The organism is Haloparvum alkalitolerans (assembly GCF_050122995.1).
GTDB classification, from domain to species: Archaea; Halobacteriota; Halobacteria; order Halobacteriales; family Haloferacaceae; genus Haloparvum; species Haloparvum alkalitolerans.
This window is the reverse complement of the sequence record NZ_JBNLIA010000022.1, coordinates 1-16,680: the sequence shown is the minus strand read 5'-3', so window position 1 is coordinate 16,680 and position 16,680 is coordinate 1. Positions and strand designations below refer to the sequence as shown.

The following is a 16,680-nucleotide window of genomic DNA, read 5'->3' as shown; positions in this document are numbered from 1 at the left end:
CCGGGCTGCGACTGCCGTCGTCCCGCTCGTTCCTCGCGGGACCCTCGCTGCGCTCCTCGCTCTCCGCTTGGCGAGACAACCCGCGTCTCGCTAGCCTCCAGCGTGCGGTAGCGCGCTGGAGACACAGCCCGCTGCGGTGCTTGCGTCGTCCGGGCGGGTTCGAGCCGACTGCCCCTTTCAGTCCCACCCCCCGCACCGCCCCGCAACCGCACCACAGCCTCACACCTCCCCAGCCTCGGCGGTGGCGCGGCCGCGAAACCGCAGCGCGGGACAAACCGCGTCCCGCTGGTCTCCGGCGTGCAGTGGCGCGCCGGAGACACCGCAATGCGGCCGCGCCACCGCCTCCCCCGAAAATCGGAGATTTTCGAGCAGCCAGCGTGCAGTAGCGCGCTGGCGACCTCGCGCGGTCGCGGCGACACGCTCCGCGGTCGCCGCGGCGCGCGCCGACAGCACAGCACCGCAACCGCACCGCTCCGCGACCGCACAGCACCACACCGCCACGAGTTTTAGAAAAGCGAGGTGTCTGAACTCGTGTGTGACACTCAGTATCGCCCTCGGACAGGATGGCCGACAGTGACGGTCCGTCGTCGCGGAGGGCAGGTTACAAATCTCCCCGCGTCCATCCATCCGTATGGTCACCTTCCTCGCCGGCGGCACGGGGACGCCGAAGCTCCTCGACGGAGCGACGCGCCTGTGGGACCCCGCCGACGTGACGGTCGTCGGCAACACGGGCGACGACGTGGAGCTCGGCGGGCACCTCGTCTGCCCCGACGTCGACACGGTGCTGTTCCACGGCGGGGGCGTCCTCGACCGCGAGACGTGGTGGGGGATCGCGGACGACACGACGGCGACACACGACGAACTCCGCCGGATCGCGGACGCCGCGGGGCTGGCCGACGGCCCGCGCTACCTCGCCGACGAGGCGCAGACCGCCGGCCGCGACATCGCGCGCTGGCGGCGCTTCTCCGGCGTCGCCGAGTTCATGGAGATCGGCGACCGCGACCGCGCGGTGCACGTTACCCGGACGAGCCTGCTCGACGAGGGCCACACGCTCACGGAGGTCACGCGCACGCTCGCGGACGCGTTCGACCTCGACGTGGACCTCGTGCCGATGTCCGACGACCCGGTCGCCACCATCGTCCACACGCCGGCGGGCCCGCTCCACTTCCAGGAGTACTGGGTCGCGCGCCGCGCCGAACCCGCCGTCGAGGACGTGGAGTTTCGCGGCGCGGCCGCCGCGGACCCCTCGCCGGCGTTCGAGGCCGCCCTCCGCGACCCGGTCGTGATCGGCCCCTCGAACCCGGTCACGAGCATCGGGCCGATGCTCGCGCTCCCGGGCGTCGAAGCGGCGCTCCGCGAGACGCCGGTCGTCGCGGTCTCGCCGTTCGTGGAGGACGAGGCCTTCTCGGGCCCGGTCGCGGACCTGATGCGGGGGACCGGGCGGGACCCCTCCACGGCCGGCGTCGCCGACGCCTACCCCTTCGCGGACGCGTTCGTGCTCGACGACGCCGACGGGACCGAGTTGGACCGACCGACGGTCAGGACCGACACCGCCATCGCGGACGCCGACGACGCCGAGCGCGTCGCGCGGGCGTGCCGCGAGGCGCTGGAGCGGGCGGGGGCGGTCGCGTGACCGGAGCCGCTCGCTCGGGCCGGGGTCGCCGCGGTCGCCCCTTCGATCCGCCGCTGGCGGCCGCCAGCCTCAGCGGCGTCGCGGACGCCGCGTGGGCGCGAGCGGTCGCGGACCGGGTGGGCTGTGCGTTCCTCGGCGGCGTCTCGCTCGACCCCCCGAGTCGGGCGGCCGCGCGCGACCTCGTCGCCCGCGACCGCGAGGAGTTCCTGCCGGCTGACCCGGTCGCGTTCGTCGACGACCAGCTCGCCGCGCTCGAGGAGTCCGGGGCCGGCGCCGACCTCCGCCCCGCGGTGAACCTCCGGAGCGCGACGCCGGAGCCGCTCCGCGAAGCGGCCCGCGTCTGTGCGGACCGCGGCGCCATCGCGGAGGTGAACGCACACTGCCGCCAGCCGGAGCTGTGCGCCGTCGGCTGCGGCGAGCGCCTGCTCCGAGAGCCGGCCCGGCTCCGGGAGCACGTCCGAGCGGCCGCCGGCGCCGGCGCGACGGTGAGCGTGAAGGTCCGCGCGGAGGTGCCGGGCGTCGACCTGCCGGCGGTCGCCGTCGCGGTCGCCGAGGCGGGCGCCGACCTCGTCCACGTCGACGCGATGGATTCGGAGGCGGTCGTGGGCGACGTGGTCGACGCGCTCCGCGAGCGGGCGGGCGAGGGATCCGACCGGTCCGAACGCCCGTTCGTGATAGCCAACAACGAGGTGCGCGACCGCGCGACGGTCCGCGAGTACCTCGCCCACGGCGCGGACGCGGTGAGCGTCGGCCGGCCGACCGCACCGGACGCGGACGGCGCGGCGCTGGACCGCGTCGCGTCCGCCGTGGCGGACCTGACGGACGCGGGGCCGGATGCGGGCGACTCCCGGGAGGCGCCGCCGTGACCGACCGCGACCGCTCCGGAGACCCGGCCGACGACGCGCGCCTCGCGCTGCTGCTGGAGGTCGCGGGCACCCCGAAGCCCGGGAACGTCGACCGGGCGCGGGACCTCCCCGACCTCCGGTTCGAGCAGTTCCTCGCCGGCGCGGTCGGGGCCGGGGCGGGACTGGACCGCGCCGCCGCGGGAGCGCCGGTCGGCGCCGCCTTCGAAGAGGCGGTCGCGGGCATGCACGCCCGAGCGGGCGAGAACACGCAGTTCGGCTGCCTGCTCCTGCTGGTGCCGCTGGTGCGGGCGGCCGCGGAGACCGGCGACGGCGCGCTCACCCCGGCGGCCGTCGAGGAGGTGGTCGCGGGCACGACCGTCGACGACGCGGTCGCGTTCTACCGCGCCTTCGACCGCGTGGACGTGGCCGTCGGCGACCCGCCCGCGGACGCCCCGGCCCTCGACGTTCGCCGGGGGGCGGCGGCGGAGCCGGCCCTCCGCGAGCGCGGACTCACGCTGGCGGACGTGATGGGGCTCTCGGCCGCGCCGGAGGAGGGGGTCCCGGACCGGAACGCACAGGAGTGGGTCGAGGGCTTCCCGCGGACGTTCGATGCCGCCGACTCCCTGCTATCGATGGACGGGGCCGTCGGCGAGCGGGCGGCGCACGTCTTCGTGGACCTGCTCGCGGCCGAGCCGGACACGCTGGTCGCGACGAACCACGGGGAAGCAGTCGCCCGCGAGGTGTCACAGCGCGCGATGGCGGTCCGCGGCGACCTCGACGCGGCGGCGGAACTGGCCGAGGAACTCGTCGCGGAGGGGGTCAATCCCGGAACGACCGCCGACCTCACCTGCGCCGCGCTGTTCGTCGCGCTCCGACGGGGGCTGGACGCGTGACCCGCGACGCCGACTCCGACGCCGACTCCGACGGCGCCGACCTCGCCGACGCCGGCTGGCCGGTCGACCTGCGCGGCGTGACCGAGTCCGTCGTCGCCACGCGCGGGCCGAACGACCTGTGGAACCACGCCGCGCTCGGACTCCACGCGCCCGAGGGCGGAGCGGGCGGAAAGGGCGGAAAGGGCGGAGCGGACGGAGGAGAACGCGCCGCCGCCCGCGACCGCGTCACCGCGCGGACCTACGGCCGGACGCGGACGTGGCGCAACTTCACCGATCGCGGCCGGGGCGTCGTCCAGTTCACGAGCGACCCGCGCGAGTTCGTGGACGCCGCGCTGACGATCCGGGAGACCGAGGCGCCGGTGCTCCCGAACGCGGACGCGTGGGTCGAGGTGGCGGTCGAGCGGGTCGACGCCCGCGAGGAGAACGGGACGACGATCAGGGAGTGGGCGCTGGCGCCGGTCGAGAGCGCCGTGCTCGACGAGCGCGTGCCCACGATCAACCGCGGCTTCGGCGCGGTGATCGACGCGACGGTCGCGGCCTCGCGGCTGGACGTGCCGAGTTTCGACGAGGCGACCCTGCTCGACAGGCTTCGCTACTTCGCGGAGACGGTCGAACGCTGCGGCGGCCCCCGCGAGCGCGAGGCGTTCGCCCGGATCGACGACGCGACCGGCTGGCGCGACCGGCTGGACGGCGGCGACTGACGGCCGGTCCGGCTGTCCGCCGACCCCTCCGCTACAGCACCAGCACGAACAGCACGAATCCCGCCAGCACCGACCCCGTCAGCAGGACCTGCATGACCGCGGAGCCGAGCATCCCGAGCACCGTGTAGCCCGCGCGCCGGACGGCGTCCTCGCCGGTCTCGCCGCGGTGGAGTTCCAGCAGGAGCACCGCCCCGAACGAGCCGATCAGGATGCCGACCGGGCCGGTGACGAAGAACAGCAGGACGCCCGCGCCGGCCGCGATCAGCATCGTTCGCGTCGACGCGCCGGTGGCGCGGGCGGTCAGCGGCCCGGCGAACTGCTCCAGCACCGCGGCCGCCAGCGCGACGAGGACGAGGCTCGCGAGGAGGAGCGGACCGATCCCCTCGGCCCCCCAGACCGCGTACACGCCGACGCCCGCGAGCGACAGGAGGCCGGAAGGAAGCATCGGGACGACGCTCCCGACGACGCCCCCGAGCAGGAGCGCGAGCGTGACTCCCGTGACGAGCGTGGCCGGTTCGACCATGGACGTGGTACCTCCCGCGGGGACATAAGGGGTCCCGTCGAAGGTCGCCTTTCTGTCCGGCCGTCCCTCCGTCCCTGTCCCGCCTCGGTCGGCTACTCCGCGAACCGGTCCCGTTCCGCGTGCGCGGTCTCGTCGCCGTAGCGGTCCACCAGGGGCTTCGCCGCGTCGCCGAGCGCGCGCATGCACTGGCCGGTCGAGACGTAGTCGAGGCGGTCCGCGACCGCGTCCCACGCGCGGCCCTGAAGCACCTTCGCGACGAGCAGGCGCTCCTCGCGGGGAGAGAGGTCGCCGGCGCGAGCGGCCTCGCGGTCCAGCAGGTGCGCGAGCGCGAGGTCGCGGAACGCGCCGACTGCGGCGTCGTACATCCCCGGGCCGTAGGAGGCGCCGACGACGCCGCGCCAGTCGCGCGCGGACAGCGAGAGCTCCGGCTTCGCCGGACAGGCCCGGAGCGCCGCCCGGGCCACGTCCGGGTCGAGGTCGCGGTGGGCGTCCGACAGCGAGTCGCGGAGGCGGTCCCGCAGCGCGGCGGCGTGTCTGTCCAGAAGCGCCTCGCCGGCGGTCGATTCCGGCCGGACCATCACCGCGGAGTACTCGCCGGAGGCGTCGTTTCTCGTCGTGGAGACGTGGACCGTCCGGTAGCCCGCGCGGCGCCAGAACCGAAGCAGTCGCGGCGTCGCGCCGTAGCCGACGCCGAAGTAGTCCATCTCCGGCGCGAACTCGTCGTGGACGGCCTCGAGCAGCCGCGTGCCGAACCCCGAATCGCGGAGCGCGGGATGGGTCGCGATGCGCATCGTCCGGAGCCCGCGGGGCTCGCCCGCGTCCTCGTCGCGGAGCTGGCTCGTCAGCACGTCAGGAACCATGTTCCCGCGGACGCGAGACCCCTCGTACATCGACGTCCGGAGGTCCTTCGGGAGGGCCCCCTCGCGCGCCAGCAGATCGACGGCGACGACGTGCCCCTCGAACAGCAGCGCGCGCACCGAGAGGTTCGGCGCGTCGAGCAGTCGCGCGAGGTCGTTCGGCTCGGTGCGGTAGTGTGCGAGCACCAGCAGCCCGAACGCCTCGCCGAGCAGGTGCTCGTCGGCCAGCAGGTCGTCGGCGTCGAGCGCGCGGTACGCGGCGTCCTCCGGCGTCGCGTCCGCGACGGCCGCGTCGACCGCGGGCCGCGCGTCGAGCATGAGCGCGCGGAACGCCCACCCCTCCACGGGGTCGTCGCGCGCGTGGCGGATCGGCTCCTCGAGCCGCCGCTCCGTGACCGCCAGGTCGCTCGACGCGAGCCGGTCCGTGAACCGGACCGAGAACCCCCGCCCCGCGCCCTCGTAGCCGTGGACCGTCGTGCAGAAGGCGACCGACCGGGCGGCGAGCAGGCGCGTCAGCAGGCGGACCGGGACCGCGGCCGCCTCGTCGACGATCACGGCGTCCGGCATATCGCCGGGGGCGGTCGCCCCGCTGCCCCCGGCCTCGCCCGCCACGAGGTCCGCCGCGGTCGCCGGGGACGCGAAGCGTATGACCCCGCCGGCCCGCGTCTCGATCCGGCGGTCGTCGGTCGTTGCCCCCTCGTCGCCCTCGGCCGCACCACCGCCGGCACGTTCGCCGACCGCGTCGACCAGCGTCCGCGCGCGCTCGAACACCTCGGCCGCGTTTCTGAACGCGGGGGCGGTGACGAGCACGTCCCGGCCCTCGGCGGCCAGCGACCCGGCCGCGAGTCCGGCGGCGCTCGACTTCCCGCGACCGCGGTCCGACTCCACGACGACCGCGGCGCCGGGCGCCCGCAGGCGCTCGAACGCCCGGAGCGCGCGCCCCTGGTCCGCGGTCAGACACGCCTCGTAGGCGGCCGCGGGGAAGGCGGCGTCGGCGGGCGCGGCGCGGTCCGCGGCGAGTCGGTCCCGGCCGGTCGCGCGCTCCGGCGGATCGGTGAGTCCGTCGCGCTCGACCGCCGGCGGGGCGGCGTCCACGTCGACGACCCCGATGCCGGGATGCTGTCGGAGCGTGTCGACGAAGCGCTCGCGGAAGCGACCGGTCACGTCGTCGACGTCGAACGGCGGCACCGCGAGCGTCTCGTCGAAGCCATCCCGGACGGCGGGCCACTCCTCGAGCGGGGGCGTCAGCAGGACGAGCAGGCCGCCGCCGTCGACCGCCCCGACGACGCGCCCGAGCGCGTTCGGCGCGAAGTAGTCGTGGCAGTCGAGGATCACCGCCTCGCGGGTGCTCCCGAGGAGGGAGCCGGCGCCTCGGGGCGCGACCCGGTCGAACCGGAACCCTTCGCGCGTCGAGACGATAGTGATGGCGTCGTCCGCGATCCCCGCCCCCGCGACGGCGTCGAAGGCGGCGTCGGTGCCGGCCTCGCGGGCGCCCGCCAGCACGAGGACGCGGCGCTCGTCGCTGCGCTCGGCCTCCGCGCGGAGGTCCGCCGCGAGCTCGGCGACGACGTCTCCGTCCGTGGTCATGGTCCCGCCCTCGGTCGGGGCGGGCTTTGGCTCTTCGCTTCCGCGGTGCGGTTCGGATCGCCGCGGACGGACACCGAGGCGGGAGGCTTAACGCCGGGGCGTTCGTTCTCTCCGGCATGACCTCCATCACGCTCGTCGGGACGCGGCTCGCGGACGTCGGCCGGGAGTTCGTCTACGGCGGCGAGGCGCCGGGCTGTGAGGGCTGTCCGTACCGGAGCCAGTGTCTCAACCTCTCTGAGGGGACGCGCTACCGAATCACCGGCGTCCGCGAGAACGCGCAGACGCTGGAGTGTGCCGTCCACGACGCCGGCGTCCGCGCGGTCGAGGTCGAGCCGACCTCCGTGCCCGCGAACGTCCCCTCGCGCGAGGCGTACGCCGGGAGCAAGACCTCGCTGGCCGGCCCCTGTCCGCACACCGAGTGCCCGAGCCACCAGTACTGCGTCCCCGAGGGCGCGGACTTCGACGAGGACCGGAAGGTGAAGCAGGTGCTCGGCGAGCCCCCTCACGACACCTGCTACCTCGACCGTGACCTGACGCTCGTGGAGTTCGCGCCGGAGGACGAGTGAGTCGGGAGCACGCGCCGTAAGCGCCGCCCCGAGACCTGTGGGTCGGCCTGTCAGCGCCGATCGGACGCCGACGCTTCGCCCGGCAGCGGGAGCCGCCGGTAGACGGCGACCGAGAAGATGCCGAGGAAAGCGCCGACCACGCCGGTCGCGGCGACGGCGACGACCGCGACGACGACCACCGCGGCGACCGGGACGTCGATGCCGGCGCCCGCCGTCGCTCCCGGCGTCGTCAGCAGGGACAGGACGCCGAACAGGAGCCCGACCCCGCCCCCGACGACGCCGCTGAGGAGCATGTAGCCGAACGTGGCGAGCAGGTTGTGGCGGACGCGGGCCGCGCTCCGTTTCAGGCCGTCGACCGCCCCGAGGTCCTCGAGGACGATGGCGTGGCCGTAGAACTGCAGGAAGAACGCGACCAGCAGGTACACGAGGAACCCGACCGCGACGATTCCGAGGATCGCCAGCACGCCGATCCCGCCGGCGCCGGAGGAGCCGCCCTGCGCCATCGCGAGCACGCCGGTTCCGACGAAGGCGCTCGCGACGATCGTGACGACGCCCAGCGCGAGGTTGATCCCGAGCAGGGCGAGGTACGCGCCGAAGATGGAGACGTAGTTCGACTTTCCGGCCGCGACGAACGTGTCCAGCGACGTCCGACCGTCGATCGCCTCGTCCGCCATCGCGACGATGCCGCCCTGGAAGAACGGGACGAGGAAGACGATCCCGACCGAGACGACGAGCGAGACCACCGCCCCGAGGATCGGGTTCACCGCCTGCAGGGCGAGCTGTGGAAGCTGCAGCGCCGCGAGCAGGATCACGGGGACCAGTACGACCGGATTTCTGCGGAGAGCGCTCGGGCTCTCGCGGAGGGCATCGACGACCGCCATGGAAACCCGTCAGCGCACTCATACAAAAGGATGGGTAGTAGGGAGTCCCGAACAGACCGACCGGTGTCGAACGGGGAGCGACGAGACGGGACCTCGGACGGTCCGTTACTCGGACCGAGAACGCGCCGCAATCGTCGCAACCGTCGCCGTCGCAACCGTCGCCGTCGCAACCGCCACCGTCGCCACCGTCGTAACCGCCGCCACCGTCGCAACCGCCGCCGCACCCGGTCCGATCAGGGGTCGACGCGCAACAGCCACGTCTCGGGATGGTCGAGTTCGGCGTCCGTCGGGAGGTTCTCGGGGCGCTCCCACACCGCGCCGGCCGCGGCGAGGCTCCGGCGCTCCGCGACCGCCTCGAAGAAGGCGGCGCCGCGCTCGTACTGCCGGCGCTTCAGCCCGAGTCCGAGCAGTCGCCGGACGAGCTTCGCGACGGGACCGCCGCCCTGTCGGCGGGCGTCGAGCTTGCGCCGGAGGTCCGCGTACTCGTCGTCGAACGCGTGGTCCATCAGGAGCTCCGCGTAGCCCTCCACCGCGGTCATCGCGGCGTCGAGTTCGCGGAACGCTTCGCGGTCGAGCGCGCCGTCGGTCAGCGCGAGCACGCCCTCCTCCATGCGGGTTTCGAGGTATTCGGGGAGCCACGGCGCGGCGCCGAACTCCGCGGCATGGGTCACCTCGTGGAACGCGATCCAGCGCCGGAAGCGCGGGTAGTCGACGTCCAACTCCTCGGCCGCGTCCACGATGTTCGGGTGGACGAAGTAGAGCCCGTGAGCGGCGTCGGGGTCGTCCGCCAACAGCAGGGGGTCGTACTGGCCGAGGACGTTCCTGCCGAGGAAGCCGAGCATCACCGCCATGGTCCCGGTGTTGGCGACGCGGGAGGCGTCCGGGAGCAGGGGCGCGGCGCGGTCCGAAAGCGGCGCCATCACCGCGCGGAACGTGTCGAGGTTGGCGTCGATCCAGTGGTGGCGGTTCTGGATCTCGACGGTCTCGGGCACGTCGAAGGCCACGTCCGCGGTCTCCCGAAGGCGGTCGCGGGCGTCGCGCACGTCGGTCGCGTAGCCCTCGCGCTCCGCGGGCGGGAGGTCGAGCGTCCCCGGGTCGGTGCCGGCCTTCGCGGCCTCCGCCGCCCGGTCCCAGTCGACGACGCCGTCGCCGGAGGCGGCCGTCACCGCGCGGACGCTCCGAAGCAAGTTCATGGAGGGATTCGGGTCGCGCGACGCAAAGCCCTTGCGTCGAAGCGGGCGGCGATGCGGTCGGCGGGTTCCCTCGGCCGTCTCCCTCAGTCGACCAGTTCCTCGACCTCCTCCTCGACGGCCTCGAGGTCCTCGAACTCGCCGCCGCCGAGGAGCTTCCACGCCGCCACCGCCAGCGCGGCGAGGACGCCGACGAGGAGCGCGCCCTTGCCGAGCGTGCAGGCGGGACAGTCGCAGCCGTCCGCGCACATCGGGCAGGGACACGACCGGGTTTCGACGTCCGAGTCGCCGGTCGATTCGGCCCCGTCGGCCCCGTCCGCGGCGTCGGCGGTCCGCCCCGCACCGAGCGATTTTGGCCCGATCTGCACGTCGCCGTCGCCGAGCCTGATCTGCAACAGCGTGAAGGATTTGTCGGCCATGTGGTGCGTTTCGTCCGGCGCGGGTTTAACGGTGCTGGCGCGCCCTGCCGAGCGCCGGCTTCATTGCTTCCCCGTTCGAGCCCCCGGGCATGCACGAGTCACGGCGCGCGTTCCTCACCGACCTGCTGGAGACGCCGAGCCCCTCCGGCTTCGAGACCGCCGGCCAGCGCGTCTGGACGGCGTACGTCCGCGAGTTCGCGGACGAAGTGGAGACCGACGCCTACGGCAACGCGGTCGCGGTCCACGAGGGGTCCGGCGAGGGACCGACGCTGGCGTTCACCGGCCACGCGGACGAGATCGGGTTCATCGTCCGCGACGTGACGGAGGACGGCTTCCTCCGGATCGCGCCGGTCGGCGGGAGCGACCGCACCGTCTCGAAGGGCCAGCACGTCACCGTCCACGCCGACGAGCCGGTCCAGGGCGTGATCGGGCAGACCGCGATCCACCTCCGGGACCCGAGCGAGGACGAGTTCGAGGACATCAGCGCGCAGTTCGTCGACGTGGGCGCCGACAGCGACGAGGACGCGCGCGAACTCGTGGAGGTCGGCGACCCCGTCACCTTCTCGACGACCGTGCAGGACCTCGCCGGCGACCGCATCGCCGCGCGCGGGATCGACAACCGGACGGGGACGTGGACCGCCGCGGAGGCCCTCCGGCGCGCGAGCGAGGCCGACGCCGACGCGACCGTCTACGCCGTCTCCACCGTACAGGAGGAGGTCGGCCTCAACGGGGCGCGGATGGTCGGCTTCGACCGCGAGGAGGTGGACGCCTTCGTCGCGGTCGACGTGACCCACGCGACGGACAACCCGGACGTGGCGACGAAGCGGCGCGGCCCGGTCGAACTCGGGGAGGGGCCGGTCGTCACGCGCGGGAGCGCCAACCACCCCGAACTCGTCACCCTCGCGCGCGAGGCGGCCGAGGCGGCCGACGTGGACGTGCAGTTGCAGGCCGCGGGCACCCGGACCGGCACCGACGCGGACGCCTTTTTCACCTCGCGGTCGGGCGTCCCCTCGCTGAACGTCTCCATCCCGAACCGCTACATGCACACGCCGGTCGAAGTCGTCGACACCGGGGACCTCGTCGCTGTCGCGGAGCTGCTGGCCGCGATGGCGGAGCGCGCCGCCGGCCGCGAGGGGTTCGCGGTCGAGGTCTGACCCGTGCCCAGTGCCTCCGCCGACGGACCGCCAGCGAGCGTGCTGCTCCCGACCGTCCGGTGGACCGACGCCTGCGACCAGGTGGCCGCCCAGCTCCGAGCGGACGACGAACTGCTCGTCGTCTGCGACGACGCGTCCGACCCCGTGGCGGCCCGCCGCGACGACGAGACGCTCCCCGACGGCGTCCGGATCGTGCTGGCCGGCGAGCCCGAGGGCTGTTCCGGGAAGGCCAACGCCATCGCGGTGGGGATGGAAGCGGCGACTCACGACCGGATCGTCTGGACGGACGACGACTTCGACCACCCGCCGGCGTGGATCTCGACGCTGCTGGACGACTACGAGGCGCGGGGGCCGACCACCGAAGTCCCGTTCTTCGCGGGGAAGGACCCGCTCTCGACGTTCCTCGAGCCGATGAACGCGCTCGGCGGGTCGCTGTCGGTGCGGGCGGGCGGCATCGCGTGGGCGGGCGCCGTCGTCTTCGACCGTGCGGACCTCGACGAGGCCGCGTTCCGGCGGGACCTGCGCTCGGCCGTGAGCGACGACGGGACGCTGAGCGAGCACGTGGACGTGACGCCGGTGGGCCGGACGCGGCGCGTCCCCGCCGGCGGGAGCCTGCGGGCGACGCTGGAGCGGCACGTCCGCTTCGTGAAGATCATCCGGTTCCACGACCCGCGCGGGATGGTCGGGTCGGCCGCGCTCGCCGCGGTCGGGGCCGCGGCCGGCGTCGCGTTCCCGCTCCCGACGCTGGTGGTCGCCACGCTACTGCTGACCGGCGTGTACGCGGTCCTCGGCGTTCGGCGCTGGACCGCGCTGCTGGCGTATCCCGCGATGCTCGCCGCGCCGCTCCTGCTCGCGTACGGCCTCGCGCGCCGGACCTTCCGCTGGGGCGGCCGCCGGTACCGCTGGCGGGCGCGGGACGACGTGGCGGTCGTCGACCGTGGACCGCCGGACGACGGCCAATAACCACATTCATGCATATCTGTGGTCGAAGGAAGGAGCAAAGGGACCACGAACAAGAGGGTTTTTACCGATTCCCGACCCAGCCTCGCGCATGGAACCCCGAGGGGTCGAGGCGGGCGACGAACCGCGCGAGAAGTGCGGCGTCGTCGGCGTCTCGCTCGCCGAGCGGGAGGCGGCCAGACCGTTGTACTACGCGCTGTACGCGCTCCAGCACCGCGGCCAGGAGTCGGCCGGCATCGTCACGCACGACGGCTTCCAGCAGCACGGCCACGTCGAGCGCGGCCTGGTCGGCGACGCCTTCGACGAGTCGGACCTCGAGTCGCTCAGCGGCTCGACCGGCATCGGCCACGTCCGCTACCCGACCGCCGGTAGTCTGGACAAGTCCTGCGCGCAGCCCTTCTCCGTCTCGTTCAAGTCGGGCTCGCTCGGGCTCTCGCACAACGGCAACCTCGTCAACGCCGCGGAGGTGCGCGAGGAGTTGGCCGCGCTCGGCCACGCGTTCACGTCCGACGGCGACACCGAGGCCATCGCGCACGACCTCGCGCGCAACCTGCTCGACGAGGACCTCGTCCGCGCGGTCAAGCGCACGATGGGGCGCATCCACGGCTCCTACTCGCTGGCGATCATGCACGACGACACCGTCCTCGGCGTCCGCGACCCGAAGGGGAACCGGCCGCTGTGTCTCGGCGAGCTGGAGGACGGCTACGTGCTCGCCTCGGAGTCGGCCGCCATCGACACGCTCGACGGCGAGCTGATCCGGGACGTGCGACCGGGCGAACTCGTCGTCCTCGAACCCGACGGACAGGGGTACGACACCTATCAGCTCGTCCAGGAGGACCGCACCGCCCACTGCTTCTTCGAACACGTCTACTTCGCGCGCCCGGACTCCGTCATCGACGGGGGGCTCGTCTACGAGGTGCGCCGCGAACTCGGCCGGCACCTCTGGCAGGAGTCGGGCGTGGAGACGGACGTGGTGATGCCCGTCCCCGACTCCGGGCGCGCGTTCGCCTCCGGCTACGCGGACGCCGCCAACGAGACGACCGCGGACGGGGAGCCGCGCGGCGACGAACCGGGCGTCGAGTTCGCGGAGGGACTGATGAAGAACCGCTACGTCGGCCGGACGTTCATCATGCCGACGCAGGACGAGCGGGAGCGCGCCGTGCGGCTGAAGCTCAACCCGATCAAGTCCACCGTCGAGGGGAAGACGGTCACCATCATCGACGACTCCATCGTCCGCGGGACGACCTCGACGCAGCTGGTGGAACTCGTCAAGGAGGCGGGCGCGGAGGAGGTCCACCTGCGGATCGGCGCGCCGCAGATAATCGCGCCCTGCTACTTCGGCATCGACATGGCGACGCGCGAGGAGCTCATCGCCGCCGACCGGTCCACCGAGGAGATCCGCGAGGCGGTCGGCGCGGATTCGCTGTCGTACCTCTCGATCGACGCGGTCGCCGAGGCGCTCGACGCCTCGCGGGCCGACCTGTGTCTGGGCTGTGTCACCGGCGAGTACCCCTTCGACGTGCCCGACGAGGCGACCGACCGCGACGTGGCCCGCCCCGTCATCGACGCGCCGGAATCGGCCGGGGACTGACCCGGGTCACGCTGTCGGGGGGTTTCTGTGCCCGGCCGCGTCGCTGGAGGATTTCTGTCCCCGGCCGCGTCGCTGGAGGATTTCTGTCCCCGGTCGCGCCGCCGGGCGACGCGCACCGACCGACGCCGCCCGCGGCCGCTTTTCACGACGTGGGAACGACCGGACCCTTATTGCGCCCGTCACGCGAACGTGCAGGTATGAGCCGACCAGACACCGACACGCGAGTGGGGCGACGAGGGTTCCTGCGTGCGGGCGCGGCGGGGGCCGCGGCCGCGACCGGGCTGGCCGCGGGCGCCGGCACCGCCGCCGCGCAGTACGACGGCTGGTTCGAGGACGTGGACAACTACGAGGGCACCTACGACTACACCGGACAGGACGAGGTGACCGTCGCGGTCGGCGCCGGCGGCGGCCTGCAGTTCGAACCGGCCGCGATCCTCGTGGACCCCGGCGCGACCGTCGTCTGGGAGTGGACCGGCGAGGGCGGCGACCACAACGTCGTCACCGAGGGCGACGGCTTCGAGTCGGAGCTCACCGGCGAGGCGGGCCACACCTTCGAGCACACGTTCGACGACGCCGAGTCGGGCGACACGTTCCTGTACTACTGCGACCCGCACCGCGCGGTCGGGATGAAGGGCGCCGTCGCCGTCGGCGAGACCGACGACGAACTGATCGAACCCGGAAGCGGCGGCGGTGGCGGAACCGAGTCGGGCGGCGGAGAGGGCGGCGAGTCGACCGGAACCGCGACGAACGAGAGCGCCGGGGGCGCCGGCGGCGACGGCGGGAGCGCCGCGGCGTCGCTGACCGCCGACGACGCCGGCGTACTGGCGGTGGCGCTCGGCTTCGCGGGCCTGCTGTTCGCGGTCGGACTCGGCATCGTGGACATCGAACCGGAGTAGGGAGTCGACCGGTCGCGGAGGGACGCCTGTCGGAGTCGCATCGGGTCGAAAAAGCGCGCGGCGCCGGCCGCCCTCGGCAGTCGGCGCTCAGTAGACGTACTCGTCCTCGGTTATCTGCGTGTACGACGAGCGCCACTTGCGCTTGTTCCACTTGTAGGAGAGCAGTAGCTTCGCCGCGTCCCATCCGGCGGAGTACCCCCGTCGGAGCAGGCCCTCGTCGGAGTCGTCGGCCAGCATCGTGTTCGCGGCGCCGATGATCCTGTTCCAGTCGCTCGGGGTGTACGCCTTCACCATGTCCGCCATCGTCACGTTCCGAAGGATCTCGTCGCCGATGGCCTCCTTCCAGCGCCGGTTGTACGCCGAGAGGTCGCCCGCGGCCGCGAGTTCGCCCGCGATGGCGCCCGTGCGCACCGCGACGTGGTCGCCGCCCTCGTGGAACGCGGAGGTGGTGCCCATGGCGCCGCCCGCGACCGCGACGTCCGCGCCCGTCGGGGAGTCGATGGGGCGCGTCGAGGAGATGGAGTACGTCTCCGTCCCCCCGCGCTTGCCGGCGTCCTCGACCAGCGGGAAGTCCTCCTCGACGTCGTACTCGTCGCCGTACTGCCACTCCAGCAGGCGCTCGACGTACTCCGAGCCGGAGGGGACCGAGTCGTCCTCCGGCCGCAGGAGCTCGTACTCCTCCCGGTCCTCGACCGCGTCGAGGTCCAGCCCGATGGGCATCGTGAGCCCCACGCGGCAGACGCGGTCGCGGTTCGGGAACACCCACGGGTAGGCGGTCTCGCCGGGCATGACCCCCCACCAGAAGACGATAGCGTCCTCGACCTCCTCGTACAGTTCCTCGGGGAACCGTCGGTACTCCTGATAGGCGATGTGGTTGGCGTCCCGAGAGGCGAGCCGCTCGGAGGCCTTCTCGCCGTCGGGGAGGTAGCGGTCCAGCACGCGGTTCGTCACCGTGCGCTGGGGGCCGTCCGCGAGGATCAGGAAGTCGCCGCCGACGGTGCTCCCGTCTGCGAGTTCGACGACGTGACGGGGGTCGTCGTCGCCCGCGGCGCTCGACTCCACGTTCCGGACCGACGCCTCCACGCGGTACTCGGCGCCGGCGTCCTCAGCTCGTTCGCGCATGAAGTCGTCGAACCGAGCGCGGTGGAAGGTGTAGCCGAACTCGTCGTACGAGGAGTCGATGCCGGTGCTGTACAGCGTACAGCCGGCGTCCGGCCCGCGGAACTCCGCGCGCTCCAGTTCGTTCTGCACGACGCCCTCGGGGAACTCGTCGGGGTGGATCCCCATGATGTCGACCCAGTAGTTGAGGATCCCGGCGGCGTCCGTCGAGTCGGGACCGAGGCCCTCGCGGTCGGCTCGCGGGACCCCCTTCTCCAACACGATCGCGTCCGCGCCGCCGCTCGCGGCCGCGTGTGCCGCCGAGGTGCCGGCGGGTCCCCCGCCGACGATCACAACGTCTGCGCGTTCCATACACGTGAGCGTCGCGGTCAGGCTATTAAACCCACGGAACGGACGGGTATCCCGCCCTCTCACGGAGGACGAAATCGAGGCGTCCCGGCCGCGTCGGTGCGCCGTAGAAAAATATCCATCAACGATCGTGATTGGGAACTGGTGTCCATAATCGTGGGACTCCGCGTCGATAGCTGTCACATCTCAGACGAAAACGTCCGCGAACGGACAGGTATATAGGGCGCGTGGCACGTCAGCTCGTACCGATGGCACGTGAAACGTGGGCCACGCGGCTCGGCTTCATCCTCGCGGCGGTCGGCAGCGCCGTCGGGCTGGGGAACATCTGGCGGTTCCCCTTCCTGACCGGCGAGGCGGGCGGGGCGGCGTTCCTCGTCGTCTACCTGCTGTTCGTCGCCGTGATCGGACTCCCCGTGCTGCTCGTGGAACTCGTCATCGGTCGACGGTCGAATCGTAACCCTATCGGCGCCTTCGAGGCGCTCGAAGCACCGAACTGGAAGTTCGCGGGCGCGGTGGG

15 protein-coding genes and 1 pseudogene are annotated in these 16,680 nt (G+C 73.2%); 10 read left to right on the top strand and 6 right to left on the bottom strand.

Annotated features, from left to right (window positions below; genetic code table 11):
• Nucleotides 1-631: 631 nt before the first annotated feature.
• The 4 genes from cofD to ACQE3L_RS15340 are packed head-to-tail and all read left to right on the top strand — an operon-like array spanning nucleotide 632 to nucleotide 4,072.
• On the top strand, nucleotides 632-1,633 hold the full coding sequence (gene cofD, locus ACQE3L_RS15355; protein WP_426964735.1) for a 2-phospho-L-lactate transferase: 1,002 nt from the start codon (nucleotides 632-634) through the stop codon (nucleotides 1,631-1,633).
• Nucleotides 1,630-2,499 carry a beta/alpha barrel domain-containing protein gene (locus tag ACQE3L_RS15350; RefSeq protein WP_426964734.1) on the top strand — a complete coding sequence of 290 codons (870 nt, stop codon included), beginning with the start codon at nucleotides 1,630-1,632 and terminating at the stop codon, nucleotides 2,497-2,499. Before cofD ends, ACQE3L_RS15350 begins: the two co-directional genes overlap by 4 nt.
• Nucleotides 2,496-3,371, top strand: coding sequence for a triphosphoribosyl-dephospho-CoA synthase (locus ACQE3L_RS15345; RefSeq protein ID WP_426964733.1), 876 nt, complete (start codon nucleotides 2,496-2,498; stop codon nucleotides 3,369-3,371). The genes ACQE3L_RS15350 and ACQE3L_RS15345 overlap by 4 nt, the downstream gene beginning before the upstream one ends.
• Nucleotides 3,368-4,072: a DUF447 domain-containing protein gene (locus tag ACQE3L_RS15340; RefSeq protein ID WP_426964732.1), complete on the top strand. Its 705-nt coding sequence runs from the start codon at nucleotides 3,368-3,370 to the stop codon at nucleotides 4,070-4,072. Before ACQE3L_RS15345 ends, ACQE3L_RS15340 begins: the two co-directional genes overlap by 4 nt.
• Nucleotides 4,073-4,103: 31 nt before the next feature.
• Here the strand turns inward: ACQE3L_RS15340 and ACQE3L_RS15335 are convergent, their stop codons facing one another.
• Nucleotides 4,104-4,595 (bottom strand): DUF456 domain-containing protein, encoded by a 492-nt coding sequence (locus ACQE3L_RS15335; RefSeq protein WP_426964731.1) that lies wholly within the window; start codon nucleotides 4,593-4,595, stop codon nucleotides 4,104-4,106.
• A gap of 92 nt (nucleotides 4,596-4,687) precedes the next feature.
• A complete protein-coding gene (tmcA, locus tag ACQE3L_RS15330; RefSeq protein ID WP_426964730.1) occupies nucleotides 4,688-7,039 on the bottom strand; it encodes a tRNA(Met) cytidine acetyltransferase TmcA in 2,352 nt (783 codons plus the stop codon).
• Nucleotides 7,040-7,155: 116 nt separating this feature from the next.
• Here tmcA and ACQE3L_RS15325 point away from each other — a divergent pair, with 116 nt between their 5' ends.
• A complete protein-coding gene (locus ACQE3L_RS15325) occupies nucleotides 7,156-7,605 on the top strand; it encodes a UPF0179 family protein (protein WP_426964729.1) in 450 nt (149 codons plus the stop codon).
• 50 nt (nucleotides 7,606-7,655) lie between these two features.
• Here the strand turns inward: ACQE3L_RS15325 and ACQE3L_RS15320 are convergent, their stop codons facing one another.
• The 3 genes from ACQE3L_RS15320 to ACQE3L_RS15310 form a co-directional block, all read right to left on the bottom strand.
• Nucleotides 7,656-8,486, bottom strand: a complete 831-nt coding sequence (locus ACQE3L_RS15320; RefSeq protein WP_426964728.1) for a DUF7847 domain-containing protein — start codon at nucleotides 8,484-8,486, stop codon at nucleotides 7,656-7,658.
• 233 nt (nucleotides 8,487-8,719) lie between these two features.
• Nucleotides 8,720-9,679, bottom strand: coding sequence for a zinc-dependent metalloprotease (locus tag ACQE3L_RS15315; RefSeq protein ID WP_426964727.1), 960 nt, complete (start codon nucleotides 9,677-9,679; stop codon nucleotides 8,720-8,722).
• An 83-nt stretch (nucleotides 9,680-9,762) separates the two neighbouring features.
• On the bottom strand, nucleotides 9,763-10,095 hold the full coding sequence (locus ACQE3L_RS15310) for a hypothetical protein (protein ID WP_426964726.1): 333 nt from the start codon (nucleotides 10,093-10,095) through the stop codon (nucleotides 9,763-9,765).
• An 89-nt stretch (nucleotides 10,096-10,184) separates the two neighbouring features.
• Between ACQE3L_RS15310 and ACQE3L_RS15305 the strand changes: the two genes are divergently transcribed.
• The 4 genes from ACQE3L_RS15305 (at nucleotide 10,185) to ACQE3L_RS15290 (ending at nucleotide 14,696) form a co-directional block, all read left to right on the top strand.
• The gene (locus tag ACQE3L_RS15305; RefSeq protein WP_426964725.1) at nucleotides 10,185-11,249 is read left to right on the top strand and encodes a M20/M25/M40 family metallo-hydrolase; all 1,065 of its coding nucleotides are present in this window, start codon (nucleotides 10,185-10,187) and stop codon (nucleotides 11,247-11,249) included.
• A gap of 3 nt (nucleotides 11,250-11,252) precedes the next feature.
• Nucleotides 11,253-12,212 carry a glycosyltransferase family 2 protein gene (locus tag ACQE3L_RS15300; RefSeq protein ID WP_426964724.1) on the top strand — a complete coding sequence of 320 codons (960 nt, stop codon included), beginning with the start codon at nucleotides 11,253-11,255 and terminating at the stop codon, nucleotides 12,210-12,212.
• A gap of 88 nt (nucleotides 12,213-12,300) precedes the next feature.
• The gene (gene purF, locus ACQE3L_RS15295) at nucleotides 12,301-13,800 is read left to right on the top strand and encodes an amidophosphoribosyltransferase (RefSeq protein ID WP_426964723.1); all 1,500 of its coding nucleotides are present in this window, start codon (nucleotides 12,301-12,303) and stop codon (nucleotides 13,798-13,800) included.
• A 197-nt stretch (nucleotides 13,801-13,997) separates the two neighbouring features.
• Nucleotides 13,998-14,696: a halocyanin domain-containing protein gene (locus ACQE3L_RS15290; RefSeq protein ID WP_426964722.1), complete on the top strand. Its 699-nt coding sequence runs from the start codon at nucleotides 13,998-14,000 to the stop codon at nucleotides 14,694-14,696.
• 87 nt (nucleotides 14,697-14,783) lie between these two features.
• On the opposite strand, the gene ACQE3L_RS15285 is transcribed toward ACQE3L_RS15290, so the two are convergent.
• The gene (locus tag ACQE3L_RS15285) at nucleotides 14,784-16,166 is read right to left on the bottom strand and encodes an NAD(P)/FAD-dependent oxidoreductase (RefSeq protein WP_426964721.1); all 1,383 of its coding nucleotides are present in this window, start codon (nucleotides 16,164-16,166) and stop codon (nucleotides 14,784-14,786) included.
• Between the two features lie 245 nt (nucleotides 16,167-16,411).
• Here ACQE3L_RS15285 and ACQE3L_RS15280 point away from each other — a divergent pair.
• A pseudogene (locus ACQE3L_RS15280) lies at nucleotides 16,412-16,680 on the top strand (sodium-dependent transporter); the annotation flags it as partial.

Bases quoted from the DNA above. Each gene is read 5' to 3' on its own strand.
- cofD (WP_426964735.1), top strand. From the start codon at position 632: ATGGTCACCTTCCTCGCCGGCGGCACGGGGACGCCGAAGCTCCTCGAC.
- ACQE3L_RS15335 (WP_426964731.1), bottom strand. From the start codon at position 4,595: ATGGTCGAACCGGCCACGCTCGTCACGGGAGTCACGCTCGCGCTCCTG.
- tmcA (WP_426964730.1), bottom strand. From the start codon at position 7,039: ATGACCACGGACGGAGACGTCGTCGCCGAGCTCGCGGCGGACCTCCGC.
- ACQE3L_RS15325 (WP_426964729.1), top strand. From the start codon at position 7,156: ATGACCTCCATCACGCTCGTCGGGACGCGGCTCGCGGACGTCGGCCGG.
- ACQE3L_RS15320 (WP_426964728.1), bottom strand. From the start codon at position 8,486: ATGGCGGTCGTCGATGCCCTCCGCGAGAGCCCGAGCGCTCTCCGCAGA.
- ACQE3L_RS15315 (WP_426964727.1), bottom strand. From the start codon at position 9,679: ATGAACTTGCTTCGGAGCGTCCGCGCGGTGACGGCCGCCTCCGGCGAC.
- ACQE3L_RS15310 (WP_426964726.1), bottom strand. From the start codon at position 10,095: ATGGCCGACAAATCCTTCACGCTGTTGCAGATCAGGCTCGGCGACGGC.
- ACQE3L_RS15305 (WP_426964725.1), top strand. From the start codon at position 10,185: ATGCACGAGTCACGGCGCGCGTTCCTCACCGACCTGCTGGAGACGCCG.
- purF (WP_426964723.1), top strand. From the start codon at position 12,301: ATGGAACCCCGAGGGGTCGAGGCGGGCGACGAACCGCGCGAGAAGTGC.
- ACQE3L_RS15290 (WP_426964722.1), top strand. From the start codon at position 13,998: ATGAGCCGACCAGACACCGACACGCGAGTGGGGCGACGAGGGTTCCTG.
- ACQE3L_RS15285 (WP_426964721.1), bottom strand. From the start codon at position 16,166: ATGGAACGCGCAGACGTTGTGATCGTCGGCGGGGGACCCGCCGGCACC.